This window comes from Tateyamaria sp. syn59, from assembly GCF_007995245.1.
Lineage (GTDB): Bacteria > Pseudomonadota > Alphaproteobacteria > Rhodobacterales > Rhodobacteraceae > Tateyamaria.
Map to the genome: position 1 here is coordinate 59042 of NZ_VCBA01000011.1, position 25437 is coordinate 84478.

Annotated in this window: 27 protein-coding genes; 10 read left to right on the forward strand and 17 right to left on the reverse strand. The window is 58.1% G+C overall.

The window, feature by feature from the left end; genetic code table 11:
* The first annotated feature begins 1 nt into the window (after position 1).
* Together FD715_RS18015 and FD715_RS18020 are read left to right on the forward strand one after the other, a co-directional pair.
* Positions 2-1639 carry an FAD-dependent oxidoreductase gene (locus FD715_RS18015; RefSeq protein WP_147113148.1) on the forward strand — a complete coding sequence of 546 codons (1638 nt, stop codon included), beginning with the start codon at positions 2-4 and terminating at the stop codon, positions 1637-1639.
* Positions 1629-1817, forward strand: coding sequence for a DUF2783 domain-containing protein (locus tag FD715_RS18020; RefSeq protein WP_147113150.1), 189 nt, complete (start codon positions 1629-1631; stop codon positions 1815-1817). Before FD715_RS18015 ends, FD715_RS18020 begins: the two co-directional genes overlap by 11 nt.
* A gap of 123 nt (positions 1818-1940) precedes the next feature.
* Here the strand turns inward: FD715_RS18020 and FD715_RS18025 are convergent, their stop codons facing one another.
* The 11 genes from FD715_RS18025 to FD715_RS22585 all read right to left on the reverse strand — a co-directional run bounded on the left by FD715_RS18025 (position 1941) and on the right by FD715_RS22585 (position 11147).
* A complete protein-coding gene (locus tag FD715_RS18025; protein ID WP_147113153.1) occupies positions 1941-3614 on the reverse strand; it encodes a proton-conducting transporter membrane subunit in 1674 nt (557 codons plus the stop codon).
* Entirely contained in the window at positions 3611-5089 is a 1479-nt protein-coding gene (locus tag FD715_RS18030) for a proton-conducting transporter membrane subunit (RefSeq protein ID WP_147113157.1), read from the reverse strand. The genes FD715_RS18025 and FD715_RS18030 overlap by 4 nt, the downstream gene beginning before the upstream one ends.
* Positions 5086-6621 carry a complex I subunit 5 family protein gene (locus FD715_RS18035; RefSeq protein WP_189799542.1) on the reverse strand — a complete coding sequence of 512 codons (1536 nt, stop codon included), beginning with the start codon at positions 6619-6621 and terminating at the stop codon, positions 5086-5088. The genes FD715_RS18030 and FD715_RS18035 overlap by 4 nt, the downstream gene beginning before the upstream one ends.
* Complete coding sequence (locus FD715_RS18040) at positions 6611-6901, reverse strand: NADH-quinone oxidoreductase subunit K (protein WP_147113162.1); 291 nt, start codon at positions 6899-6901, stop codon at positions 6611-6613. The genes FD715_RS18035 and FD715_RS18040 overlap by 11 nt, the downstream gene beginning before the upstream one ends.
* On the reverse strand, positions 6898-7815 hold the full coding sequence (locus FD715_RS18045) for a hydrogenase subunit MbhD domain-containing protein (protein ID WP_147113166.1): 918 nt from the start codon (positions 7813-7815) through the stop codon (positions 6898-6900). Before FD715_RS18045 ends, FD715_RS18040 begins: the two co-directional genes overlap by 4 nt.
* Entirely contained in the window at positions 7812-8096 is a 285-nt protein-coding gene (mnhG, locus tag FD715_RS18050) for a monovalent cation/H(+) antiporter subunit G (protein ID WP_147113169.1), read from the reverse strand. The genes FD715_RS18045 and mnhG overlap by 4 nt, the downstream gene beginning before the upstream one ends.
* Positions 8093-8353, reverse strand: coding sequence for a monovalent cation/H+ antiporter complex subunit F (locus FD715_RS18055; RefSeq protein ID WP_147113172.1), 261 nt, complete (start codon positions 8351-8353; stop codon positions 8093-8095). The genes mnhG and FD715_RS18055 overlap by 4 nt, the downstream gene beginning before the upstream one ends.
* Positions 8350-8943 carry a Na+/H+ antiporter subunit E gene (locus FD715_RS22575; RefSeq protein ID WP_189799543.1) on the reverse strand — a complete coding sequence of 198 codons (594 nt, stop codon included), beginning with the start codon at positions 8941-8943 and terminating at the stop codon, positions 8350-8352. The genes FD715_RS18055 and FD715_RS22575 overlap by 4 nt, the downstream gene beginning before the upstream one ends.
* A 263-nt stretch (positions 8944-9206) precedes the next feature.
* On the reverse strand, positions 9207-9626 hold the full coding sequence (locus FD715_RS22580) for a hypothetical protein (RefSeq protein ID WP_189799544.1): 420 nt from the start codon (positions 9624-9626) through the stop codon (positions 9207-9209).
* Between the two features lie 217 nt (positions 9627-9843).
* Entirely contained in the window at positions 9844-10608 is a 765-nt protein-coding gene (locus tag FD715_RS18065) for an anti-sigma factor (RefSeq protein ID WP_223274970.1), read from the reverse strand.
* Positions 10609-10622: 14 nt separating this feature from the next.
* Positions 10623-11147, reverse strand: coding sequence for an RNA polymerase sigma factor (locus FD715_RS22585; RefSeq protein ID WP_189799545.1), 525 nt, complete (start codon positions 11145-11147; stop codon positions 10623-10625).
* A gap of 141 nt (positions 11148-11288) precedes the next feature.
* Between FD715_RS22585 and FD715_RS18075 the strand changes: the two genes are divergently transcribed.
* Together FD715_RS18075 and FD715_RS18080 are read left to right on the forward strand one after the other, a co-directional pair.
* Positions 11289-12347 carry a DUF2333 family protein gene (locus tag FD715_RS18075; RefSeq protein ID WP_189799546.1) on the forward strand — a complete coding sequence of 353 codons (1059 nt, stop codon included), beginning with the start codon at positions 11289-11291 and terminating at the stop codon, positions 12345-12347.
* Positions 12348-13046: 699 nt separating this feature from the next.
* Positions 13047-14084 (forward strand): AI-2E family transporter, encoded by a 1038-nt coding sequence (locus tag FD715_RS18080; protein ID WP_147113186.1) that lies wholly within the window; start codon positions 13047-13049, stop codon positions 14082-14084.
* 235 nt (positions 14085-14319) lie between these two features.
* Here the strand turns inward: FD715_RS18080 and rraA are convergent, their stop codons facing one another.
* The 5 genes from rraA to FD715_RS18105 all read right to left on the reverse strand — a co-directional run bounded on the left by rraA (position 14320) and on the right by FD715_RS18105 (position 18574).
* Positions 14320-14793: a ribonuclease E activity regulator RraA gene (rraA, locus tag FD715_RS18085; protein WP_147113189.1), complete on the reverse strand. Its 474-nt coding sequence runs from the start codon at positions 14791-14793 to the stop codon at positions 14320-14322.
* 6 nt (positions 14794-14799) lie between these two features.
* On the reverse strand, positions 14800-15441 hold the full coding sequence (gene otnC / locus FD715_RS18090) for a 3-oxo-tetronate 4-phosphate decarboxylase (protein WP_147113191.1): 642 nt from the start codon (positions 15439-15441) through the stop codon (positions 14800-14802).
* Positions 15438-16724, reverse strand: a complete 1287-nt coding sequence (gene otnK, locus FD715_RS18095; RefSeq protein WP_147113194.1) for a 3-oxo-tetronate kinase — start codon at positions 16722-16724, stop codon at positions 15438-15440. Before otnK ends, otnC begins: the two co-directional genes overlap by 4 nt.
* Positions 16718-17404 carry an aspartate/glutamate racemase family protein gene (locus FD715_RS18100; RefSeq protein ID WP_147113196.1) on the reverse strand — a complete coding sequence of 229 codons (687 nt, stop codon included), beginning with the start codon at positions 17402-17404 and terminating at the stop codon, positions 16718-16720. The genes otnK and FD715_RS18100 overlap by 7 nt, the downstream gene beginning before the upstream one ends.
* A gap of 84 nt (positions 17405-17488) precedes the next feature.
* Positions 17489-18574, reverse strand: coding sequence for an isocitrate/isopropylmalate dehydrogenase family protein (locus FD715_RS18105; RefSeq protein WP_147113199.1), 1086 nt, complete (start codon positions 18572-18574; stop codon positions 17489-17491).
* A 296-nt stretch (positions 18575-18870) separates the two neighbouring features.
* Between FD715_RS18105 and FD715_RS18110 the strand changes: the two genes are divergently transcribed.
* From FD715_RS18110 to FD715_RS18125, 4 genes are all read left to right on the forward strand, one after another.
* Complete coding sequence (locus FD715_RS18110) at positions 18871-19836, forward strand: tripartite tricarboxylate transporter substrate binding protein (RefSeq protein ID WP_189799547.1); 966 nt, start codon at positions 18871-18873, stop codon at positions 19834-19836.
* A 76-nt stretch (positions 19837-19912) separates the two neighbouring features.
* A complete protein-coding gene (locus tag FD715_RS18115; protein WP_147113204.1) occupies positions 19913-20440 on the forward strand; it encodes a tripartite tricarboxylate transporter TctB family protein in 528 nt (175 codons plus the stop codon).
* A 23-nt stretch (positions 20441-20463) separates the two neighbouring features.
* Positions 20464-22002: a tripartite tricarboxylate transporter permease gene (locus FD715_RS18120; RefSeq protein ID WP_147113206.1), complete on the forward strand. Its 1539-nt coding sequence runs from the start codon at positions 20464-20466 to the stop codon at positions 22000-22002.
* Between the two features lie 176 nt (positions 22003-22178).
* Positions 22179-23111 (forward strand): GntR family transcriptional regulator, encoded by a 933-nt coding sequence (locus FD715_RS18125; RefSeq protein WP_147113230.1) that lies wholly within the window; start codon positions 22179-22181, stop codon positions 23109-23111.
* A 167-nt stretch (positions 23112-23278) separates the two neighbouring features.
* On the opposite strand, the gene FD715_RS18130 is transcribed toward FD715_RS18125, so the two are convergent.
* Positions 23279-24250, reverse strand: a complete 972-nt coding sequence (locus FD715_RS18130) for a LysR substrate-binding domain-containing protein (protein ID WP_370455421.1) — start codon at positions 24248-24250, stop codon at positions 23279-23281.
* A 44-nt stretch (positions 24251-24294) separates the two neighbouring features.
* On the opposite strand from FD715_RS18130, the gene FD715_RS18135 reads away from it, so the two are divergent.
* Both FD715_RS18135 and FD715_RS18140 read left to right on the forward strand, forming a co-directional pair.
* Positions 24295-24597: a DUF1330 domain-containing protein gene (locus FD715_RS18135; protein ID WP_147113233.1), complete on the forward strand. Its 303-nt coding sequence runs from the start codon at positions 24295-24297 to the stop codon at positions 24595-24597.
* A 56-nt stretch (positions 24598-24653) separates the two neighbouring features.
* Complete coding sequence (locus tag FD715_RS18140; protein ID WP_147113236.1) at positions 24654-25433, forward strand: CmcJ/NvfI family oxidoreductase; 780 nt, start codon at positions 24654-24656, stop codon at positions 25431-25433.
* Positions 25434-25437 lie beyond the last annotated feature (4 nt).

Sequence of the window (25437 nt, forward strand, 5' to 3'; positions counted from 1 at the left end):
CATGGTCGATGTGCGGTATGACATAGCGTTCCAACTCTATCCATACGCTCCCGTCTCTGCGCAGACCATGCCTGCGCAGCGGCACCCGGTTATCGTTGTCGGTGGTGGGCCCATCGGGATGGCCCTTGCTTTGGATCTTGGGCGCAAGGGCACTCCGGTACTGGTTCTCGATGACCATGACGGTGTGGGGCAGGGCAGCCGCGCTATCTGTTTTGCCAAGCGGACCTTGGAGATTGCCAATCGGCTTGGCGCAGGCAAACGTATGATCGACAAGGGCGTGGTCTGGAATGTGGGCAAAGTCTTTCATGGCGACACCCGCGTGTTCCAATTCAACCTGCAACCTGAGGGCGGGCACCGCTGCCCGGCCTTCATCAACCTGCAGCAACCCTACTTCGAAAAATTCCTGGTGGATGAGATTCGGGTGGCGCAAGGCGAGGGCGCGCCGATTGAAATCCGTGGGCGCAATGCAGTCACGGCAATGGATCAGCGGGAAGACCATGTGCTCTTGGATGTCGATACACCCGACGGCCCCTATCAGATCGAGGCGGAGTGGCTGATCGCCTGTGATGGCGCGCGCAGCCCGATCCGCGACATGATGGGGCTGAGCTTTGATGGCCGCGTGTTCGAAGACAATTTCCTGATCGCCGACGTGAAGATGACTGCAGATTTCCCGACGGAGCGGTGGTTCTGGTTCGAGCCGCCGTTCAAGGACGCGGGCCAGTCCGCGCTGCTGCACAAGCAACCGGACGATATCTGGCGCATCGACTTTCAGCTAGGTTGGGACATCGACCGGGAGAAAGAGCTGAAAGAGGAAAACATCCGCGCCCGCGTCGATGCGATGTTGGGTGAGGGCGCGGACTACGAACTTGAATGGACGTCGATCTACACATTTCAATGCCGTCGGATGCGCGAATTCCGCCATGACCGCGTGATCTTTGCGGGCGACAGCGCACACCAGGTGTCGCCCTTTGGTGCGCGCGGGGCCAATTCTGGTGTCCAGGATGCCGACAATCTGGCCTGGAAGCTGGACCTCGTCCTGCGTGGCCTCGCAGCCGATGCCCTGCTCGACACCTATTCCGAGGAACGCGCTTACGGAGCGGATGAAAACATCCTGAATTCGACCCGCGCCACTGACTTCCTCACGCCAAAAAGCGAGATCAGTAAGGTTTTCCGCGATGCGATCCTTGATCTTGCCAAGGCGCACAAGTTCGCGCGGCCAATGGTCAATTCGGGGCGCCTGTCCATCCCTTGCGTCTATGACGGATTGTCATTGAACGGGCCGGATCACCTTGATGGGCCCGATCGAACACGGGTTGGCGCACCCTGCGCAGACGCGCCTTTGCAAGACGGGTTCTTGCTGGACAACCTCAGCGGCGCGTTCACCGTTCTGGCCATAGATACCGATGCGCCAGCGTTAACGGAGGTCGACGGCATCGCAATCACAACGCTCGTGCTTGCCACCGAAAAAGACGATCCAACGGGCGCATTGCGCGAACGGTATCTCGGCGATGCGCCTTCGGCCATATATCTCATTCGGCCGGACCAGCACGTCGCCGCGCGCTGGGTCACCGCGGACGCCCCAGCGATCGCAGATGCACTGCGGACAGCCATTGGACGGGGGTGCGCGCATGACACTTAACCTCGACCCCAACATTCCAGATCCGGACGGTTTTTATGATGAACTGCTGGCCGTGCACAAAGGCCTGAGCAAAGCAGAAAGTGACGCGCTCAACGCGCGTCTGCTGCTGATCCTGGCCAATCACATCGGTGATCGGTTCATCTTGTCCGAAGCGCTCGCTGCCGCACGCAGACAGTAAAGGGCTGGCGTCCTTTTGCTACTGCAATGACGTCATGCCCGTCTTGCATTTGATCTTCGCCGCTCAGTCGCGCGTGTACAGTAGTTGCGAATGAAAGTGCTGCGGCCAGCGTGACAGTATGTCCTAAACGGCAGGGAGCGAGATAACCCCGGCAGCAATGATGGCAACTAGGATCGCAAGCACAGCGATAGCGCTGTAGGCGGAGTAATCCGGTCCGGACCATTTCCAAAACGACCACTCAGGTAGCCCATCGAACCACTGTATTTGGGTGACGCGGGGTGCCGCGCGCATATGCTTGCGCGCGCCAATTCGAAAAAGCGCAAGGACCTCTCCTGCAGGAACTTCGCGGGTTTCGATCCCGAAGGTCCTAACCAGCAGCAGGATGCCCAAGGTGAGCCCAAGCGCAATCAGGATTGGCGTTGCATTGGACAGCGCGTCTACCGGAAGTTCTGGAGCTGCGAAGGGCGCCAGCCATATGCCACCCATGGCCAACCCCGTCATCGTGCCCCACGGTGCGCATACCCAGGCCGACGGACGCGCTGTGTGTCCAGTGCCTGCCGCCATGAGCCACAGGAAACGCAACATCAAAAGTGCTGTGCCGACGCTGCTGATGAAAAGCGCGGGGTCGAGCGCGCCGCCCCATAGCCCGGTGGGATCAAGCATCGCGTCCTTCAGCGCCGATTTCGCAACGGTGCCGCTGGTCCAGGGCGCGGCCGCAAGGGTCACTGCCGGAAGCGCCAGAAGCGCGATCGCGATCCCGCGTGTGACTCCTCGGCTGAGGCTTCCGATGGCTGGAACGCCCAGAAACAGCGCAGCTTTGGCAAAGGCGTGGTGCGCGGCAAACAGTGCCAATGCCGGTGCAACCGCGTCCCAGGTTTCGGGCCGCGCGAGGCCAGTTCCGAGCGCCATTGCGACGAGGCCCATCTGAGCGACTGTTGAGTAAGCCAGAACAGCCTTGGGATTGTTTTGCGTAACCCCGATCAACGCAGCAAGCACAACAGACACGCCGCCGAGGACGATGACCACGATACCGGCGTCGGGCATTTGCATCATGCCTAGTGGAAGTATGACAAGCGCACCGAACAGCCCGGCCTTTACCATGGCGCCACTCAGAACGGCACTGGCGGGCGCCGGGGCCGCCGCATGGGCAACCGGCAACCATATGTGCAGCGGCACAACCCCGAGTTTTATGCCGAACCCGATCGCGAGAAGGATCATGGAAAGGCCGCCGAGTTCCGTCTGCTGGACATCGGCCAGCAGCAACGAACCGGCGGTATAAGACGCGAGCGTCAGGCCCGAGAAAAGTGCCAACTCGCCGACAATTGCGAAGGTGATATAGCACCGTCCTGCAAAGCTGGCGAATGGGCTGCGGTCATGAGCGACGAGGCCCCAGGAGGCGAGGCTCATCATTGAAAAGAACGTGTAGAAAGACACGATGTCGCCCGCGAGGATCAACCCGAAATTGCCCGCCATTGCCAAAAGGAAAAGGACGCAGAAACGGCTGCGTTGTACATCCGAATGCAGAGAGACGGCCGCGCACCAGGCCGCCGTTGTCCAGAGCAGGCTGGTGAACAGCAGGAACCCGGCGCGCAGCGTGTCCCACTCAAGCTGGGTTCCCAGAAGCAAGGCCGGGATCTCTTGCGCATGCTCGGATGCGCCGGACAGTGCCAGAACGAGCGCGGGCAGCGGGGCCAACACCGTCGCGTAAGGCAGTGCCTGGCGCGATAGGGGAAGCATCGCAAGCAGCGCGACCAAAACTGGAATTGCGGGTGCGGACAACAGCGGAAGCGAGGTCATTGATACTCCAGTGAAACGATAAAGTGTGTCCAGCTGAGCGGACTGAACGGCGCATTGGCAAAGATGCCCGCGCAGATGACCAGCATTGCCGTCGCAGCAGGTGGCGCCAGCAGCATCCAACCAATCGGGCGCACGGGGTCAGCTGTTTGGTCACTCACCGGCAGGAACCAGGCCCGATAGAGGATTGGCAGGAAGTACGCGGCGTTGAGCGCGCTGGAGCCGAGCAGAATCAGAATGACCCAAGGCTGTCCGGCATCAAGGGCTCCGGCGCCCAGATACCATTTGCTGACAAACCCGGCCAATGGCGGTACGCCGATCATCCCGAGAGCGGCAATGGTGAAGAACGCCATACTGACCGGCATCAGCTTGCCCAGCCCGTTCATCTGGCTGATCTTTTTAATGCCGTAGCCTTCAGCGAAATTGCCTGCACACAGAAACAAGGTGATTTTCATAATCCCTTGGTGGATCAAGTGCACCAACCCGCCAGTGGCCGCGACGGGTGAGATCAGCGCCACACCCAGCGCGATGTAAGACACCTGGCTCACGGTCGAAAAGGCGAGGCGCGACTTCAGATCGTCCTGTGTTAGGGCTCGAAACGAGCCATACAGGATCGTGGCGGCAGCGGCGGCGGCAAGCGGCAGAGCCAGGTTGAGCGACTGTGTCGCTTCGACGCCGTAGACGTCGTAGACAATCCGCATGATGCCGAACGCGCCTGCCTTGACGACAGCGACTGCGTGCAAAAGTGCGCTCACCGGGGCGGGCGCCACCATCGAAACCGGTAACCAGGTATGAAACGGGACGAGTGCCGCCTTGACCCCGACGCCTGCAATCAGCAAGGCAAAGATGACCTTGAGAGTGGCCGCATGGGTCTCTGGCAGCACGCCCAAAACGCCTTGCGGTGTAAAGACAAAGGCGCCCGTCAGGGTATGAAGCCAGACAACGCCAAGTGTCAGGGCAATCCCACCCCCGAGCGTGTAGGCAAGATAAATCCGGCCCGCGCGTAGCGCATCTGCCGTGCCGCGGTGCACGACCAGAGGATAGGTGGCCAGCGTCAGAACCTCGAAGAAAATCAGGAACGTAAACAAGTTTCCGGACATGGCGATCCCAACCGTCGCGGCCACGCACAAGCTGAAAAAGCCAAAGAACCGACTGCGGTGCTGCCCGGCCTCTAGATAGCCGATGGCATAGATCGTGGTTAGCAGCCACAAAAGCGCCGACAGCGCCAGAAACAGGACCGACAGCGCATCAATGCGCAGGATGAAGTCCAGTCCAGGTAGAACGGTCAGCTGCGCCGCGAACGTCTGGCCGTTGATCACCCCGTAGGTCAGCCATACAACCAGCGCCAGCTTCACGACCGCTGCGGTCAGGTTTATCCCGGTGCGAAGTCCCACCGCGCGTTCCGGCAGCATTAGAATGAAGGGCGCGATTGCTAGAGATGTGAAGAGAATTGCCAGAGGTACAAGCTGCTCGGTCATGAGTCAGCCCCGTCTGTCAGTTCGGGAACTGCGGTTTCCGTAAGCGCGGCAGCGGGCATAGGCATGCCAATCTCGATCAGCGCCAGTGGCTGAGCAGAGCCGAGGCCGAGGAACAGCGCCCCCAAAGCAAGTCCAATCGCGACACCATCGCCCAACCGCCAATACCCGGAAGCGTCCGACTGATCGGTCGGCGTCGCCTCACGTCGCAAGAAGCGGCCCACGACCCGCATCATGTAAGCGGTACTCAGCACGGTGCTGAGCATCACGACTGCAACCAAAACCCAGATCTGTCCTGTGATCATTCCTTCGAGCAGAAGCCATTTTCCAACAAACCCTGCTGAGGGCGGCAGGCCGATCAGACTGACGGCTGCAATGCCAAAGGCGAAGGCCGCCGGTTTGGCGCTATTGGGCAGTCTCCGAAGGCCCGCGATACGGTCATGGCCAAGCTCGTCAATCAGCCGACCTGCCGCCAGAAACATCGCGGCCTTTGCGATGGCATGCGCCAGCATGAGATAGACCGCACCCCGCCAGGCGGTTTCCGCGTCGATCGTACCGGTCGTGGCAAAAACCAAGGTAATCAATCCCACCTGGGCGACAGTCGAATAGGCGACAAGCATCTTCAAACGACGCGTCCGGAAGGCCTGGAAAGACCCGAAGAGGATAGCTCCCGCGCCCATCATCCCAAAAAGAACAGGAAGCGCTTGGGTATCCGGCGCGAGGATCAACCAAAGCCGCATCGCCATGTACAGCGCAGCCTTGACCACAAGCGCCGACAGGATGGCGCTTGCAGGTGCCGTAGCGCTGGAATGGGCATCGGGCATCCAGAAGTGCAGTGGAAAGACGGCAGCTTTTATCGCGAGGCCGGCCAAGACGATCAGAAGGGCGATGGTTGCCGGTACCGGTGCTTCACCGACATGAAGGCCACTCATATCGACGCGGCCAAAGGCGCTATAGAGATAGTCCACCCCGAGTAGGATCAGCAAAGAGCCAACAAGCCCCATGATCAGATACCTGAGGGCTGCATGGAGCGATGTGCGGCTACCGGCAAGGGCGGTCAACGCGACCGCAGTCAGTCCGATGATTTCGAGCGTCACGAATAGGTTGAAGATGTCAGTTGTAAGGTAGAGCGCGTTGAGCCCGGCCAACAGCATCATCCAAAGTGGCCAAAAATAGGTCCGTCCGCTGAGGCGAGTGGCCGTGTCGTTTGCCGTCGCAAACATGCCCCACGCGCCGACAGAGAAGAGGCCGACCGCAGCGCCGATAAGTGCTGTCATCGCGATCATAAACACCGATAGCCCATCGGCATAAAGCGCGATCCCAAGGGGCGGTGTCCATCCAGCCAATTGCGTTGTGATCGGTCCGTCGTTGGCCACGGCTGCAAGCAAACCGACAGCTCCGCCGACACTCGTGATGGTGCCGAGCAGACCAACCAGCGCAGAGATGCGCGGAACCAGAAGGCACAGCGTTCCAGCCAGAAGCGGTCCCATCAGAAGTACCGTTTTGGGGTCTAGTCCGAGGAATTCAGATGTCATCGGTGTCGGCCAACTCATCAATGCGGCGAACAAGGCAAAGCGCGGCGGCGGTTGTTGCAACAAGAACGACGATGCCAGTCAGGACGAAGGCTTGCGGAACCGGGTCCGCGGCAGTGCCGCTGCCCCGATAAGCCGAAGCGATCAGGATCGAGCCGACTCCGACTGAAATCACGTTCACGGCGACGATTTGCCAAAGGGCCTGGGTGGAGACGGCGAGCCGGTAAAGGCCCATGCCGATCAAGCCAATTCCGGTGAAGGCATAAATGATATCAGGTGTCATGCCGTGGTTCCTTTCCGCAAAGCGCCGACAAAAAGTGCAGCGAGCGTGGCTGCGACAGAAACGGTGAGGGTCGCTTCGATCATCACGATCCAGGTCTTTTCCAAGCCTTCGGGATAACGCAGCATCTCGCTGGTCAGGATTTGACCGCCGATGGCCACCAGAACAAAACCGGCAAGGCCGATCCCACACACAAGGCGGATCAATGCCCCGTCCCGCGCCCGCGGGTCGTAGTGCTGCCCCAGGATCAGGACGATCCCGCCCGCGGCAAGTACGGCGGCGGCCTGAAAAGCACCGCCGGGCTGCGACGCACCGAGCCAGAGCAGATAGCCTGCGATGATGACACTGCTGGGCACGATAACTTTGGCAAAGGGTAAGAACAGCGGGCCAAGCGGTCTTGGCGATAACGGCTTGCTGCCCAGCATCAGCATGATGGCCAGCGCCGCCGACAGCACCGCGATTTCAAGCAATGTGTCGTATGACCTGAAGTTCAGCAACACCGCCGTCACCGGGTTGGTGACGCCGCTTTGGTCGAGGCGAATGGCGACAGCGCGGTCATATCCCAGGCTCGCCTCCGGTGCCATCAGGAGTGCCGCCCCAAGTGCGCCGACGATGATCAGGGACAAGACACCCGCAACCATTGCGATGGGCCAATGCGGTGCGCGTTCTTTCGGAGCGTGGCGCAAGCTGCTGAGCGTGCGCAGCAACAAGGCACCGGTTATGCCAGCGCCCACCGCGGCTTCGGCAAGCGCCACATCGGGCGCGTTCAACCGCACCCAACTGAGCGATGCAAGGATGCCGAACATCATAAACATCACGATCATTTGGAACGCGGCGCGCGAGGCCAGCGCCAGCCAGGCAACGACAAGCATACCACCCGCCAAGGTCAGGTCGAATGCGATCCACGGGTCTGTCATGATTTATCTCTCAACGCGTGGCGTGCGATCAGATGACCGCCGATGGCGCCGGAGACGGCGATCAGGATCCAGATCAGAAAGAGCTTGGCTGCAGTGAACCCATCGGCGGCCAAAATGCTGGTGCCGAGCGCGATCAAGGCCAGCCCAAGATTGTCGGCCTTGGTCACCGCGTGCAGGCGGCTGAACGCATCGGGAAACCTTAGAATGCCAACGGTGCCCGCAAGGAAGAACACTGTGCCCAGCACCATGATGCCCACGCCCATGATGTCTTGTACGCTCATGGCTGATGTCCCGACCGCGCTGTGGCGACAAAGGCTGCAAGCGAGATGGCTGCGAGGATGGCAAACACGAGCGCGACGTCGAAGAGCGCGGGTGCCTCCGTCGCCACGCCGATCACCAGGAGGATTGCGACTGTCGATGTCCCGATCAATTGCGCTGCCAGCATTCGGTCGGCGGTGGTCGGCCCGCGCATCACGCGGATCAGCCCGACCAGGGCGGTCAGCAGCAGGAACGTGGCTAAGTAGGGAAGGAGGATCATGGCGAAGGGTCCAGTGTGGTCAGTGAAAAGAGATCTCGGATACGGTTTTCAAGCTCTGGCAGGTCCGGTTCGAGATCAGGGTCAATCAGATGGATGGTCAAAGACGCCCCTTTGATGTCCGCTGTCAGACTGCCGGGCAGCAGGGTCAGTGCGTTGCAGAGTATCCAGCGGGGCGGCCCATCCGGCAGACTGGTTTCCCGCGTTACAAAGACCGGCTGCAGGATGTGCCAGGGGTTGAAGGCGCGCAAAGCGACATCAATCGCGCCGAGGACCGTTTGCGTCAGGAAATAGAATGCAAACCGCACCAGCCCCGACAATGAAACATGCTGCGGCGCCGAAGCCGGAAGCACCAAGACCGCTGCGACCGCCAAGGCAACCGTTGGTCCGCCAATAATCCAGCTGAACAGGTCGCCTGGGTTCAGCATCCACCACATCGCCGCAAGCACGATAACCGCAAAAACAATACGTCGCAGCTGGGTGCGGCGCGGTTGCGCAACCACAATGGGCAGCGCGGGCTTTTCGTTGAGCAGATCGGGGGCGGGGGCCGATTGAGCGATGTCCGAGAACTCGGTTTTGTCCTTCTGGGCCATGACATCATCCTGGACAGCGCAGACATGCCTATTCAGAATTCCGACATCACAACCTGCTGTCGAAGGTTGCCAGAGGGGCCCGGACCTGGTGTTCCCCCAGAGTTTTCTGGGTCGGCGGCGCAAGATCCTGTGACCGTGGCCGCCTTTCTCATCACATACGCGCGAGCGCTGGCGTTCATCCCCCAAAAAAATGGACTGCTCCAGAGAACAGCCCAAGTTTGGCGAAATGCAGGCCATGTCGTATGGGCGATCGTGCCGCCGGTTCAGGTGACCTCTGTACCCCCAGGTTTCATCTCGGCATCTGTCGGGGTCGCGTGCGGTACAACCGCCAGCGGCATCACGGTCACCCACCGCTTCCAGAAACCTGCGACGGTCAGAACACCGCCGATGACCACCATGAGCCATTTCACGTTTTCAATCGGCAACGCTGCCGCCGCAAAGAACGGCGCAAGGCCGAGACCGATGCCAAACAGCACAAACCCAAGCCAATCCGTGACGTGTGAGCGCATAAGGCTTTTGACAGCCAGAACCACGGTGACGACACCTAGGAAGTGGGCAGCCTGCGCGACGGGCGGCGCCAATTGCACCGCAAACGGAGCCAGGCCCACAGCAACACCAGCCACCAGCGCAAGGATGACCGGGTGATTTGCCCGGTCGTTGAAATCAATTTTGGTCTTGATCATGTCGTGTTCCTCTTTTCGTGTTTCAGGATATCGACAGACCCGGAATGGCATTTCTCCTGTTTTTCGGATCGGTCATAGGAATTACGCGCAAGCCAACCGATCCATCCCAAAAAGCTTGACTAAACAAGGATTTGTGAGTTGCCGGTGCGGTCAGAAAAAAGAGGAGCGCATGAAAATGCGCTCCTCTGTCCAACTCCAAACTTGGTTTGAAAGCAGGCTAGTTCAACAGCATCGCGATTGCACTTGTCTCGATGGAATTGGACTGAGACACGATTGCATAATCCAAATCGCTCGTTCGCCAATAAGCGACCTGGCGATCAGGATATTCGACGACTTCCAAAGCGCGCAGTGGCAAGTGTTCCGGATGATCGGCAACCACCAGAGACACGCGCGCTCCGGCATCGTCTTCGTAGAGGAACTGCGCGAGCGGACCGGCATCGCTGCCCAGAAGTTGTGCGCCAATAAGATCGAGACCAAGCGATTGCAAACCCGGCACATCAAATGCGTGGCCCGTGTTTTGCATGAACCAACTTGCTGCAAGATTTGCAGACGCAGCGTCAAACTCCACGGGATAGGGTCCGCTTTCGACAAAAACGCGGTGCGCACCAACGGCATCCGAGACATAGTCTGGAATGCGCTCCGCGCCGACGGGCGAGATATAGCCGTGACCCAACCAGCCAAAGCTGACCAGCGCCACCGCCGCTGCGACTTGCACCAAGGGCCGGAAGAACCCACGTCGGGCCGGTTCGGCCGGTGGTGTCGCGCGCTTTTCAAGCGCTGCCACAAGCTCTTGTTCCAGACGCGCGGTGCGTAGGTTGGTGGGGCTGTCATCCAGCGCATCGGCCGCCTCAGCGATCAGCGCCTTGTGACGGACCATCGCTTCGAACGCTTCCCGTTCATCGGGATCGTCGTCAAGCCTGGCTTCCATCTCGGCCGCTTCCTCCGGACCCAACTGTCCGTCGAGATAGGCATTCGGGGACATGTTGTTCTTCTCCATTATTTCCTACCTCTCAGCTTGACGACTTTAGGGTCAGCGTCGTCGGTTTCGTCGAGGATCTTGCGCAAGGCATTTCTGCCGCGGCCAAGGCGGCTATACAGGGTGCCCATGGGCACGTTGAGCGCTTCGGCGGCTTCCGCATAGCTCATCTCGTTCAGCGCGATCATAATGATCGGACGGCGTTGTGCCTCGGGCAGTTGATCAAGTGCGTCCAGCACCTGATTGACCTGCACCCGCAATGACGGATCGCTGCGGTCCACCGGCTCTGGCAGATCCGCTTTGGCGTCCTGGCGCACTTTTGCCTTTCGCAGCGCGCTGATGTGGGTGTTGTGCATGATGCGAAACAACCACACGCGCAGATTGCTGTTTGGATCCCAGCTGTCCGCAGCTGCGATGGCTTTGACAAGCGTTTCCTGCACGAGATCATCAGCTATATCGCGATTGCGGGTCAGGACAAGCGCATAGCGCTTGAGGGAGGTGACGTACTCTTGCATTTTGCTGCTGAGCTCTTTGACGACCGCCATATCTCTTCCTTTCCCTTTAGTAGAACAAACGCACCACGTCCGGAATTCATCCCGCGCATTTGCCGTTTTGTGGCAGTTGGCATTCGGGGATGAATTTCGCTGATCCCGCGTTTTTCCGGCAGCACGCGGGAGATGATCAGCATGACCACTTACGAAACTGATGCAAACGCAGGGGCTGACGGAAAAGACATCCGGTCCAACGCGCTGGTCCCTGTTCCCGCCGATGACGCAGAGGGGAACGAAAGGGTGCGCGGCATACGGCGTATCTGGTCCTGGCGTCGGCATCTGTCGCGCCGCGTCCTGCGGACCAGTGGCATCGTACTGATCACGGCTTCGGTGCTGAATTGGACGGTGGGTGCGGCCGCAGTCCATAACATCAGCACCGATGTGGATTTTGCGCCGCCCGTGCACATGACAGGTGGCAGCGCGGCAGTGTCCATCGCTGCGGCGCTCGTGGATCGTGAGATCAATCAGAACGCCTGGACACCGAACGATCCATGGTTCACCCCCGGCGGATTTCTGGACAACATGCCGAACTACCAGATGGGCATCTTGCGCGCCGTAGGGCGGTTCAGTTTTGAGCTTCTGGACGAGATTGCCCGCACGCGCGGCTCTTCCAGCAATGATCCTGACCTCGAGCGTGCCGCGGGGTTTTTGCAGTTCCCGCCCGACATCTGGATTGTGAACACGAGCAAATCCATCTTGCCCACCATCCCAAGCGAGCAGCAGTACCGCACCGGGTTGAGGTCGCTCTTACGATACAATGAACGCGTGGAACTCGGGCAGGCGGTGTTTGACCGCCGTGCGGATGCGTTTGGGCGAACGATGCAACGGATCGCCGCCGATCTTGGCGCACAAACGGCTGCCATCGAGCGGACCCGTCCGGGCGGCTGGTGGGTGTTCAACCACCAGGCTGACGACCTGTTCTACCACAACAAGGGGATGCTCTACGCTTACTACATGATCCTCGACGCCCTTGGGTCGGACTTTGAAGCGCTCATTCGCGAGCGCGGTGTGACCCTGGTCTGGACCCGCGCGTTGCAGAACCTTGAACGCGCGAGCCAACTGAGACCGATGGTCGTTCTGAACGGTAACAGCGACAGAAGCATCTTTGCCAACCATCTGATGCTGCAGGGTTTCTATCTGAAACGCGCGATTTTGCAGCTCGAAGAAGTCGCCAGTGTTCTGGCTGTCTCATAACCACGACTGTAGCGAAAGGAGACCAAGATGATGTTCAGAACTTCAAATGAAAAGGGCCCTTCCCGTGACCGCTTGAACCGTGGGGGCACTTGGCGACGGCTGGGCAGGGCACTCGGGTTTGCCGCCCGTGAATGGCACCAAGACAGAGATACGTTTGCCATCAAACGCGCTTTGTCGCGCTTGTCAGACCGGAGGCTGCACTTGATCGGATTGCGGCGTCAAACGCTTGAGACCGATGTTCGACGTATGATCTGGGACATCGAGGAAGAGCGCAACATAGGGGCCGAAGTGCTACAGATCCTGGACGACGCGCATGCCCGTAACAGGAACAGTGAGCCGCGGGATCGGTCACCATCCTACCGAAAGCCCACCACCCACATCGCGAAACTCGATCGTGCATGAGCATGCAGAGTGGTTCATTTGATGCCGAAACCTCGGTGTGACACTCTTTGACCGCAAGCCGGATCTTCTCTTGTAAGATCCGGCATCATCTGCGGCTCAGAATTGCGCAAACGCCTCGGCCTCCTGCAGCGTGATCCGTCCGAAACGCCGTTGCATGATCTTGAACGGCGCAGACTGAGGCCGAGACATCAAGACGCTGCTTCACGTTCCCTTGTGCATCCCGCAGCACACCATGGCATCGGTTCATACGCGCTGCCGTCGTTTTCAGTCAGACATCCTGTCATGCCGAGGCACGCTATGCAGCTTGGAAACATCACATATGGCGCGGCCTTGGTCATCATGATCGGTTGGATGCTGTGGATCGGCAAACCCATCCTGCTGCCGGTCATCACTGCGTTGATCTCGGTCTACATCCTGTCAACCGCCGCGACACATATGGAGCGGTATCCGATCATCCAGCATCTGCCGCTTTGGGCACGGCACATGCTGGTCCTGATCGGTTTTGCAGGCGGTGTTGCGCTCTTTTTCATGCTTGTCACCAACAACATCACGCAAGTTATCGCGGCGCTTGTCCGTTATGAGGCGAACCTCGATGCACTTGTGACGCAGTCTGCAGGTCTTTTGGGGATCGAGGACGAACCGACTTGGTCGAACCTCAGGCGCATCACCTTCGATGAGATCGACATCAGGTCCTGGATCGCGCCCGTGCTCGTGTCGCTTCAGGGTCTCGGGACATTTCTTTTTCTCGTGGTCCTGTTCGCGGTTTTCTTCATGGCTGAGCGGGGGAGCCTCGCGAAGAAACTTGTCCTTGTCTTTGACACGAAGGGAGCCGGTGAACGGGCGCTGGTCTTGCTGCAGCGCGTCAATGATCGGATCGGCGGCTACTTGTTTGTGAAGACTGTCGTGAACGTCATTTTGGGTGCGATGTCCTATGCGATCATGCTGGTCTTGGGCATCGAGTTTGCGCTTTTCTGGGCGGTGTTGATCGCCTTTTTGAACTACGTGCCGTATATCGGATCGCTGGTTGGTGTTCTCTTTCCCGTCCTGCTGAGCCTCGCTCAGTTCGGAACACTGTCGATGGCCGGTCTTGTGGCTATTTCGCTGACTGCGGCTCAGATGTTCGTGGGGGGCTATCTTGAACCGCGATTGCTGGGCCGTGCCTTCAATCTCAGCCCGTTCATGATCCTGCTGGCTCTGCTCGTGTGGAGCACGCTTTGGGGTCTTCCCGGAGCGGTCCTTGCCGTACCGTTCACCACCAGCCTTGTTCTGGTGCTGGCCGAGATCCGCTCGACGCGGCGCATTGCGATCATGTTGTCCTCAAGTGGGCGGGTTTAGAGGCGCTTTGTGTTTCGTGCGGGACGGCAGGGCATTGGCCATGGCAAGAACGCTGTGTGGTCCCGTGTTCCGGCCCAACCGTGAAACAGGGACCTGCCGGCTCTCTCATTGGCAGACAGGTGCCCGTCGAATGTGCCGCGATGCTCCCCAGTTGTGATAACCAGACAATCAGGCGGCCGACCTGTTCGAATAACTCTGTTTCTATAGTCGTGATGCTTGGGACTGTTTTGTGGTTTCAGAAGAGCCGATCTTTGGCACACAACACGCCATCAGCGTCCGCATAAAGCCAGTCACCGGGCCTGATGGTGACGCCGCCAAGATGGACTGGACACCCTACCTTACCCCAACCGTCTTTTGCACTTTTGATGGGACTGGTGGCGAGGGCGAAAACAAGCGTTTGCATCTGCGCAATCTCCGCACTGTCCCGGATGGCGGCGTTCAGTACGATCCCGGCCCACCCATTGTCGATCGCAAGCTGAGCGAGCATGTCGCCCAAAAGTGCGATCCGCGTGGACCCGCCCCCCTCTACAACAAGGATACGATCATCGCCAGCCGTCTCCAACTGCGCGCGCACGAGCGTGTTGTCCTCAAAACACTGCACGGTTTGAACCTGTCCGGCAAAATGAGGTTTCAACCCAAACCGCTGAAAGGGCAGGTGAACAAAAGAGAGCCTTTCGGCGTGATCGTCTATCAGGTCTGCGGTCTTCATAATGCCTCACATATTGGGAAAACTGCGGCGGAGATCGGCAACATCGGCGTCAGACAACAGCCGTGTCTTTTGATCCTTGGTCATCATCAACAGCTTTGCTGTCTCCTCAAGTTCTTCGGCGGCATATACTGCCGAAAAGAGGTCCTTACCGCTGACCACCGGTCCGTGATTGGCAAGCAGCACAGCGGCATATTCACCTTTCAGGTCCTTTATCAGAGCACCTGCTTTCGCGTCGCCGGGTTTGACATAGGGCACGCGTTTCACTGTTCCCACCCGCATCACGACATATGGCGTTAGTGGCGGGATGCAGTCGTCTGGATCGACCTCTTCAAGACAGGAAAGCGCGGTTGCCCAAGTGGAGTGCAAATGCACAACAGCACCGCATTGGGGTCGGGTTTCGTAGAATGCGCAGTGTAGGAAAGCTTCTTTCGTCGGCTTGTCTCCCGAGATGTGGTTGCCTTCTGCATCCAGCTTCGCGATCCGGTCAGGATCAATCGCGCCGAGTGTGGAATTTGTTGGCGTCATCAGGATGTCATTGCCGATCTTGGCCGAAACATTACCCGCTGTTCCGACACTGAAACCGCGCTGGAACAGTGATGCGCAGAGTGTCGATAATCGCAGACGGAGTTTGCGTTCCTCTCCCGTCACAGCGCTCCGTCCATTTTGCTCAATGCCTTGACGAAAAAGTCTTCGCTGCCAAAGTTCCCGGACTTCAACGCAATTGCCACGGGGTCATCGGTTCCGACCGTAAGAACGGGAATGCCGGGATCAATCTCGGGACCGATCTTCATGGCCGAGACACCGAGTTGATCAGTCACCGCCCTTGCTACCGCCCCAGAGGTCTCTCCACCGGCCACAACGATGCGGCGATATCCGTTTTTGACCAGCATCCGCGCGGTATCCGCGAACAGATCGTCAAGTTTTGCAGATACGGCTTCACGGCCAAACTGAGATTGTAGATCGTTGACTTCGTCTGGTGCGCCCGAAGAGTAGACCAAGGGTGCCAAGCCCTTGTTGGCAGCAAGAAAGGCAACAAGGTCTTCCGCTGTCAGGCTTCCCGACATGACCGCGGGCACGTCGATTGCGAGTGCCGGGTGATTGTGGCGATGTCGGGCGACTTGTCCACGAGTGGCGCCTGAACAGGACCCGGCAAGGACCGCCTCGGGCCCAGAGACGGGACTGAATTGAACGCCGTCACCTTTCGCCAGGCCTGCCCGTATGAAGTTGCGCGGCAATCCCAGAGCGATACCGGACCCTCCTGTGACAAGGGGCCTGTCGGCCAATGCCTCTCCAAGCACAAGCAGATCGCTATCAGTCACGGCGTCAGCAACGATGAACCGGTTTCCTTTCATCATCTCTGCGGACAGGATGTTTTTTGTTTCATGCGCACCGGTAAGGAATGATTTCAACGGAAGGTGTCCGATCCTGCTTGGTGTCTGATGGCTCAGCCACCGACGAAGATCGGGATCGGTCATCGGGGTGAGAGGGTGGTGCTGCATCCCGGACTCACTCAGCAGCGTGTCGAAGACGAACAAATGACCCTGGTAGACGGTTCGACCTGTCGTTGGAAATGCTGGACAAACAACCACCGCCTGCGCATCCAAAGCTTCCGCCAACGCATCTGCGACCGGGCCAATGTTACCCTCCTTGGTGGAGTCAAATGTGGAACAGTACTTGAAAACGATCTGTTTGCAGCCCTGTTCACGCAGCCATTTCAATGCCGCGAGGCTGTCCGCAGTTGCTTCGTCAATCGGTGCTGATCTGCTTTTGAGAGAGATCACGCCTGCCTCGACCGAAGGATCACAGGGGTTTTGCGGAACACCCGCAAACTGCGCCGTCTTTAGCCCGCCCTCTGGAATAACACCCTTCGCCAAGGTGTTTGCGATATCGCTCGCACCGGTGAAGTCGTCTGCAATTACGCCGATCAGCATGCCGCGGCATCCTCTTGGTTGCCTTCCACCCGGTTGCGCATTTCGTGAATGGCGGCATCAGGACTCGTCAATACGGGGATGTCAGTTGCAGTCCGCACCAAATCTGCTGCGCCCGACATTGAGAACTGGCCAAGCATAATGACGTCCGCGCCAGCAATCCGAGATGCACATTCCGCGATCAGGTGGTCATGTTTTGCATCGTCTCCGTCACGTTTGGCCGCCAACGCGCCTTCGCAAAAGTAGGAGGTGATGCTGGCCGTACTCCTTCGCGCTCTTACGGCTTCACGGAACTCTTGTTCCATTCCAGCGGTTGCCGGTTCGAACGTCGTGATCATGGCAACCCGGTCGCCCTGAGCGAATGCGGCATCGAACATGGCCTCGTTGGGCTTCATCACTGGGATGAGACTACCACATGCCGCATCCTCAATGGCTGTGCCGAAGGCCGAGCAGGTAAAGAGGATGCCCTGCGCGCCCGCGCTTTCCGCATACTTCGTAAGGGTGATGATACGGTCCCGAAGGTTCGGCGCCAGTTCTTTGTGTTTCTGCCGATCCATCGACAACCCCTCGTCAAGCAGCGTCATGGTTTCGGCTTCCGGCCAAAGCCTTTTCGCAGCTTCCTCGATTGGATCGATTGCGACGCGTGTTGCATGGACAAGAGCTATGCGGGGGCGATCGGTCATCTGCCTACACCTTTGAAAAAGAGGGGTGACACCGCCCAAGGACGGCGTCACCAGATGCGCGGAGGGAGGATCCGCGCGGGCGTGTTAGGCAGCGACCGCTTCACGGGCTACTGCATCGGCGACAAGACCGCCAAATACGTCGGTATTCACATCACCGCCCAGATCGCGCGTCCGTTTGGCCGGGTCGTCAATCACGGCATCGACAGCATCGGCAATCGCCGTGCCCGCTTCGATCAGTTTGGACTTGCCGCGCTGCTCACCCAGCCAGGTCAGCATCATGGCGGCAGACAGGATCAGTGAGGTCGGGTTGGCGACGTTCTTCCCTGCAATGTCAGGAGCAGAGCCATGCTGGGCTTGGGCACAGCACAGCCCGGTCTCGGCATTGGCGTTGATTGATCCCGCAAGCCCGAGTGAGCCGGATAGCTCAGAGGCGAGGTCAGACAGTATGTCGCCATAGAAATTGGTCGCGACGACCACATCATATTCATGAGGCTTGCGCACCAGAAGGGCGGCGAAAGCATCCACGATCAACTCTTCGGTCTCGACCTCCGGATAGTCTCTCGCCACTTCGCGGAAGCATTCCAGAAAAAGCCCATCCGTCATCAGAAACGAATTGGCTTTGTGGATCGCAGCGACCTTTTTGTTGCGCTGCATGGCGAGCTTGAAGGCCTCGCGGCAGATCCGCATTGAGCCGTGTCGCGTGATCTTTCGGACAGAGAGCGCCATGTCCGGGTCCGGCATCATCTCACCGATGCCCTTGAACATATTGCGATCCGGGTAAAAACCTTCTGTCGCCTCCCGCATGATGACCAGATCCATGCCCGGGGCTTTGTTGGGTAGAAAGTCGCGTGCGCGCGCAGGGCGAACATTGGCGTAAAGGTCGAGACCGATCCGGAAGCCGGCAGAGACATTGCGACCGCCGTCAGCCACGGGCGGATAGTCCATGTGCGACTGGGTTCCCAAAATGACGCCATCGAACTCTGTGCGCGCGCGATCAAGAACCTCTTCTCGCAGAGTGATGCCGTGCTTCTTCAGGCTGTCGAAACCCGCATCTTCTTCATGGAACTTGAGCCCCAAGCCGAAGCGTTCACTTGCTGCCTGAACAACCTCAAGTGTGGCCGCCATGATTTCCGGCCCGATCCCATCACAAGGCAATGTCATGATTTTCATTTTCTACGTCTCCTCTCGGCCGGTTCACTCTGGGTAGCTGACGCTAATATTGATCTTTTAAATTTAAATATGCAATATGCAAGCCAAAAAATGCAATCATTATGGAGGCTGCTCAGGTTGGTGCATTCTGTTGATGTCCTAAAGATAGGGTTGGGATAGTCCCTTATTCGTGTGTCCTGTGGAGAGCTATTGCATCCCGTTGTGATCAGATTTGCATTTCTTGTTGACAACATGCAATCTACCAACTTATTGCACTAAGTGTTATAAAAATGCAAAGTGATCTTAGGGAGGAAACCATGATCAAGCGCCGCACATTTACTTTGACGGCTGCTGCTGTTGCTTCAATCGCCTTCGCCATGCCAGTAGCAGCCGAAGACTACCCATCCGAGCGATTGACCTACACGATTGCCTTCGGTCCGGGCGGTGGGAACGACCGGATGTCGCGCACGGTGGTCGACGTTCTTCGGCAGTATGAGCTGTATGCAAACGATATCGTGGTCGAAAACCGTGAAGGTGGTAGTGGTGCCGTTGGCTTCAGCTATGTCAGCCGCAAGGCGGGCGATCCGTACCGTCTGACGTCCACGAGCGGCAACTTCATCGGTACTCCGCTTGTGGCTGACACAGATTGGACCTATGCGGATTTCACGCCTATCGGTCTTCTTGCCAGCGACGCCATGCTTCTTGTTGTGCGGTCCGACTCCGACTTCGGTGACGTCGATGCATTCGTCGATGCGGCAAATGCTGGCCGTGTCACCATTGCGGGTAGCGGGTCGGCCGGCCCCGAACGTGTGACGGCGGCTCTGTTCGCCAAAGCAGCCGGGATTGAGTTTGAATATGTCCCGATCGGATCAGGGGGTGAACTGGTCACTGCGCTGACCTCCGGTTCTGTGGATGCAGTTGTTGCCAACCCGTCGGAAGTCTCCGGCCAGCTCGAAGCCGGCACGCTCACCGCACTTGCCTTTTCCGACTCCGCGCGCAGCACGAACAACCCGGATGTGCCGACCTTCAAAGAGTTGGGCTACGATTTCAGCTTCTCGTTGCCACGCGGCATTGTCATGCCAAATGATCTGGATCCGGCCGTGCAGGACTGGTGGATTGCGACATTGAAAAAAGTGATCGAGACGCCTGAGTGGCAGGAGTATCTCGTCACGAACGGCATGTCCGGCAACCCGATCTGGGGCGATGAGTTCGCCGCCTACCTTGCCGAGACAAGCGCGCAGTACCGCGCGACGCTGGTCGAGATTGGTGCCATCACTGAATAATCCGTGGAGTACAGGCAGGGCGGGCGATGCGTCAGCCCTGTGACACTTTGTTTGCATTCGGAAAAGGCCAGATCTGATGAAAAAGTGGTTCGCCGCAGGTCTTCTTGCGTTGGCTATTGGCTACACGGTCTACGGGCTCCACACGCTTACGCTCGTGACATCATCCGGGCGGCCAGCCGCAGGGTTTTTCCCGCTCTTGATAGGTGTGCTTCTGATCGTTTCCTGCACTGTGAACCTTTGGGGCGACGTTCGCGAATGGCTGGAAGAAAAACGGACGGGCATCGTTCCTGTTCATCAGGCAGACCCGGAAGCAGAAGCAAAAGCTGATGCGCTCGGTGTTGATGCGCACGCAATTGACGGTGGTCCGGAATTTGGCCGCGATGTGTTGATCGTTTTCCTCTACATCTGCGGCTTTGTTGCGATCATGAATGTGGTTGGCGCGTTCCTGGCCATGTTGGCTTTCATGCTTGTCTACCTCTTCACGTTCAACCGTGCTCATCCCGTCAGCAATGCAATTTACGCTCTGGCGTTGCCAGCATCCCTTTACGGTCTCTTCAAAATTCTTCTCAACGCGTCGCTGCCTGTCGGCCCGCTGGGCCTTTAACGTCTCGCGAAAGGAACGCACCGATGCTTGCTGACATCGCATCCAATCTCTCACTTGGCCTCAGTGTAGCGGCTTCGCCCGAAGGATTTCTTTTTCTCGTCATCGGAGCGTTTCTGGGCATGATTGTCGGGCTGTTCCCAGGTTTTGGTCCAGCGGCTGGGATCGCGGTTTTGATCCCCATGACCTTCGGGCTACAGCCAACCATCGCAATCATTATGCTGGCCGGGATTTACTATGGCTCGATGTATGGCGGCACGATCACATCCATTCTGATCAACACGCCTGGGGAATCCGCGACGGTCGCCTCCACAATTGACGGCTATCCGCTGGCCCAGAAGGGCCGTGCCGGACCCGCTCTGGTGATGCAAGCCATCGCATCCTTCTTTGGGGGCACCATCGGTGTCATTCTGATCACGGCCCTTGCGCCATCCCTGGCCAACTTTGCGGCGTCCTTCGGCCCGTCCGAATACTTTCTGATCATCGCTGTGGGTCTGCTGATGCTTACCACGATGATGGGCGACAACAAATTCAAGGGGTTCATCTCCGCACTGATCGGTTTTGCAATTGGCACCATCGGTGTTGATGTAATGAGCGGACAGCAGCGCTATACGTTCGGGTCTCCGGAACTGATTGGGGGCGTCTATTTTGTCGCCGTCGCGATTGGTCTCTTTGGTATCGGTGAGCTGTTGCATTGCATTTTCAACGGGCAGCACCGCCAGCCCGCGAAGCGTCTGCGGATCAGTTTCCGTGACAAGGAGTTCTGGCCCTCCCGGAATGATTACCACGAGTCCCGTTGGACCTTCTGGCGTGGCTCCGCCATCGGATTTGTCGCAGGCGTCCTGCCTGGCTCGGGCGCAACCCTTGGCTCGATAATCGGCTATTCCGTCGAAAAGAAGGTGGCAAAGGATCCAGAGAAATTTGGCAAGGGCGAAATGCGCGGGCTCGTCGCGCCGGAAGCGGCCAACAACGCCGCGTCTGCTGGGGCCATGGTGCCGCTTCTATCTCTTGGCATTCCCGGATCAGGCGCGACGGCCGTCCTTTTGGGTGCATTTCTGATGTGGGGGCTGCAACCTGGTCCACTTCTGATCGTCAACGATCCAGAATTTGTCTGGGGTTTGATCGCCAGCATGTACCTTGGCAACATGATCCTGATCGCGATGAGCATCTTTGCCATCCCGCTTTTTGTGAAGTTTCTCGACATTCCCTACGTGAACGTCGTCCCCGTGATCGTGCTGCTGTGCGTGATCGGGGCCTTTGCGATTAACGCCAGCATTGTCGAGACCTGGATCCTCGTGCTGAGTGGTTTGGTTGGATTTGCCATGAAAAAATATGGCTATTCACCTGCAGCGACGGTGCTGGCGCTTGTTCTCGGATCAATGGCCGAAGAGACGTTCTTGCAGACCTATATCATCTCGCAAGGCACGATGAACCTGTTCTGGGAACGGCCCGTATCCCTGGTGTTGTCCATCGTCCTGTTGACAGTCATCGTCACGCCGATCGCACTTTCTATCCTGTCTCGGATCAAGGGTGGCACGTCCAAGATGAACAAAGGAACCCCCTAGTCGAAGTTGCTCAGCTTGGTTGTCGTTCTCCCCCCAAAACAAAGAGCGGACATTCTTGCATATCAAAACAGTAAAAACCGGAAGATGACTTACCTCTTGCATTTGTAAGTGCAAAAGTCGCTACCAGTAACTGGTGTCAGAAAGGCTCCAAAACACTTACAGGGTGAGGCCCAAGCATGAGAACAAGTGATCTTCCTCAACGTATCTCCCGGCGGTTGCTGCAGGACATTGCAGCCGGGAGCATTCAGGCGGGTCACCATCTTGGCGCACAGCAACTTGCGGATCGCTATGGTGTCTCGCGCACACCCATTCGGGACGCCATGATTATACTGGAAGAAGGCGGGTTTGTCGTGCGGCGCGAAAACCGCGGGTATTTCGTTGCCGATGTCGATGTCGATACGCTGACCGAAGTCCTCGAGCAGCAACCTGCGTCGATGAATGATGAATACCATCGCTTGGCCGAGGACTGGCTGACCGGTAGGTTGCCGGAAGAGGTAACAGAACAGTTTTTGCGGCAGGAGTACGGATGGTCGAAATCCTGGACCAACGACCTTCTGGTGCGGGCCGCGCGAGAAGGCTGGGCGGAACGTAAGGAGGGTTACGGATGGCGCTTTCTGCCTGTTGCCAACACGCCAGAAGCTTTTGACGAAATCTACCGCTTCCGCATGGCCATCGAACCGGCTGCGATGCTGGAGCCATCGTTCAAGCTCGACCGCAAGATCCTCACCGAACAGCGGCGCATTCAGGAAGGCATGCTCGAGATGGATTTCAGCACCGTGCCGGCGGAATCCCTCCTTGAAAACGGTGCCTTGTTACATGAGGAGCTGATCAAGTTGTCAGGCAATCCTTACTTTCTCATGGCACTGCAGCGGGTCAATCGGATGCGCCGACTGATGGAGTATCGCGCGGAGGTGAACCACGAGCGCCTCGTTGAGCAGTGCACCGAGCATTTAGAAATCTTGGCATTGCTCGAAGCGGGCAACACGGTGGACGCGTCTTACCGGATGCGCCAGCACCTCAGCGGCGCGCTAAAACGCAAATCACCCGTTGCATGGAACTGGGCGGCGGACAAAGAGGTCGCGCAGCCGATGCGATCCACTAAACGATAAAGATCGTGCTTGTCGGCGAAGGCCGAAGAAAAGTCCGGCGATTGCATAGGCGACGCGGCATGATCCTAAACCGCCCAACCCAAATCTTCTTGAAACAGAGAAAACCGCTAAACAAGCATTCGACACCAAGCCCAAGCGGCCGCGGTCACGACCAAATGGGCGTGCTATCAAGTATTTTGCAGCCACTCGGGCGTGCGTCCTATCTCGTGCAGTAAGAAGTCCATGAAGACGCGAACCTTGGCCGATAGCACGTTCGCTTGCGGGTAAAGCAACCAAAGTGCCGTGTCTGTGACGCATCTGTATTCGGGCAGGACACGGCGCAGAGCACCGGATGAGAGCTCTTTGTGGACGCTCCACAGAGAATGCAGTGCGATGCCGGCGCCCGCCAGCGTTGCCACTTTGTGGCTTAGTCCGTCATCAATGATCAGATTGCAGCGCCCGGCGTTTGGATTGAATTCGGCAATTGTGCCGTCATCTCGGGCAAGTCGTTGTGGTGTATCACTGCCGAAGGCCAAAAGACGATGGTTTTTGAGGTCATCAGTTGTGGTTGGAGAGCCTGCTTCGGTTAGGTAAGCAGGCGACGCGCATAAGACCCGGACATCATCTGCCAGTTTGCGTCCGCGCAATGTGGAATCCTCAAGGACGGCGTTGCGCAGGGCCAGGTCGAAACTGCCATCAATCAGATCGAACTGTTTGTCTGACAGTCGCAGATCGAGGCGAAGTTCAGGGTGGTCCGCCATGAAGGCAGGCAGAAGCGGAGCGATGTAGAGTTGCGCAAAGGTGCTGGGCGCTGTGAAGCGCAGGGTGCCTGAGACTGCGGCACGGCCTTGCCCCAAGGCGGCGCGCGCTGCATCTTCGCGTGCAATGATGTCTCGGGCATAAGGCAGGAACTCCAAACCTTCGGTCGACAAGGACACCTTGCGCGTAGACCGGTGGAGGAGATCAGCCCCAATGCATTTCTCCAACTTGGCCATCCAAGCGCTCGCGACGGAGGGGGCGAGACCAAGCTCTCTGCCTGCCGCGCTGATATTCGATTTGTCAGCCGCAAGCACAAACAGGCGAAGGGTATCAGTTTCCATTTTATATCCAAAACCAGAAAACTGATTTCCATATTGCCTCAGTTTTTTCGGATTTCGCAATAGTTCATATCGGTGTCATCGGATGCTTAACCAGGAGACATCGAATGACCTGCTACTCTGTTCTTGCCGTCACGCCCTCCAGCGAAGACTGGATCCCCGACTACTTGCCGACTGCCAATACGTTGGTCGCCAAACATGGCGGCAAGTACTTGGCGCGCACCGCATCCCATGAACAAGTTGAAGGACATGATCAGCCAGCGGCATTGCGCATCATTCTTGAATGGCCATCCAAAGACGCCGCCATGAATTTCATGAACGATCCCGACTACAAACCACATCTCGACGCACGAACGGCTGGCTCAGAAAGCTTCCACTTCGTGATCGAAGGAACTGATGACCTCGTCTGACGTCCAAAAATCTGGCCCGGTATGACGCATCCGCCCCTGAGCAAATGAGGATTCCAATGACACGAACCGCCACCGTCAACTATCACGTTCACAAACCCGAGCGCCAAGCCTACCATATTGACGCTGGCGGTGTTGCGGGTCAGCTCATCTCGCCCACGCTGATCGCGACAGACGTCGCGCTGAACGATACACGCGGCGGTGCCGAGGTGGGTTTTGCGCTTGATGGCGTGGGGTTTTTTCACGCCCCTTCGGATGTCACAGCCTTTGACGACAACCACCCGTGGCAGAGCATATATGACCGCGAGTTGACCGAGCTACTGACCCGCGAACTGGGTGCAAAAGATGTCCTCGTTTTCGATCACACTGTGCGCGTTGATGATCCCCATGCCACACGCAAACCGGCCCGCAATGTGCACAGTGACTATAGCCCGGAAGGCGCGCAACAAAGGCTGATTGACATCCTCGGCGCGGACGATGCAGCCCAATGGTCGAAGGGGCACTACGGTTTCATCAATGCGTGGCGTCCAATCGAAAATCCGATCAACTCAGCGCCGCTTGGCTTTGTGCGTCCGTCAAGTGTCGCAAACGAAGACTGGCTGTTGCTCGATCTGATTTACCCTGATCGGCGCGGCCATATAATGGGGCTTGTCGCCAATCCTGATCACGAATGGATTTACCGATCTCGGATGACACCGGACGAATTGGCGGTTTTCAGTATCTATGACAATCAGGGGAAGGCTTCGGTGGCACATTCCGCGTTGGATATGATTGAGGATCCGATGATCACCACGCGACGCCGCAGTATCGAGAGCCGTACCCTGGTGCGATACGGGTGAGTAT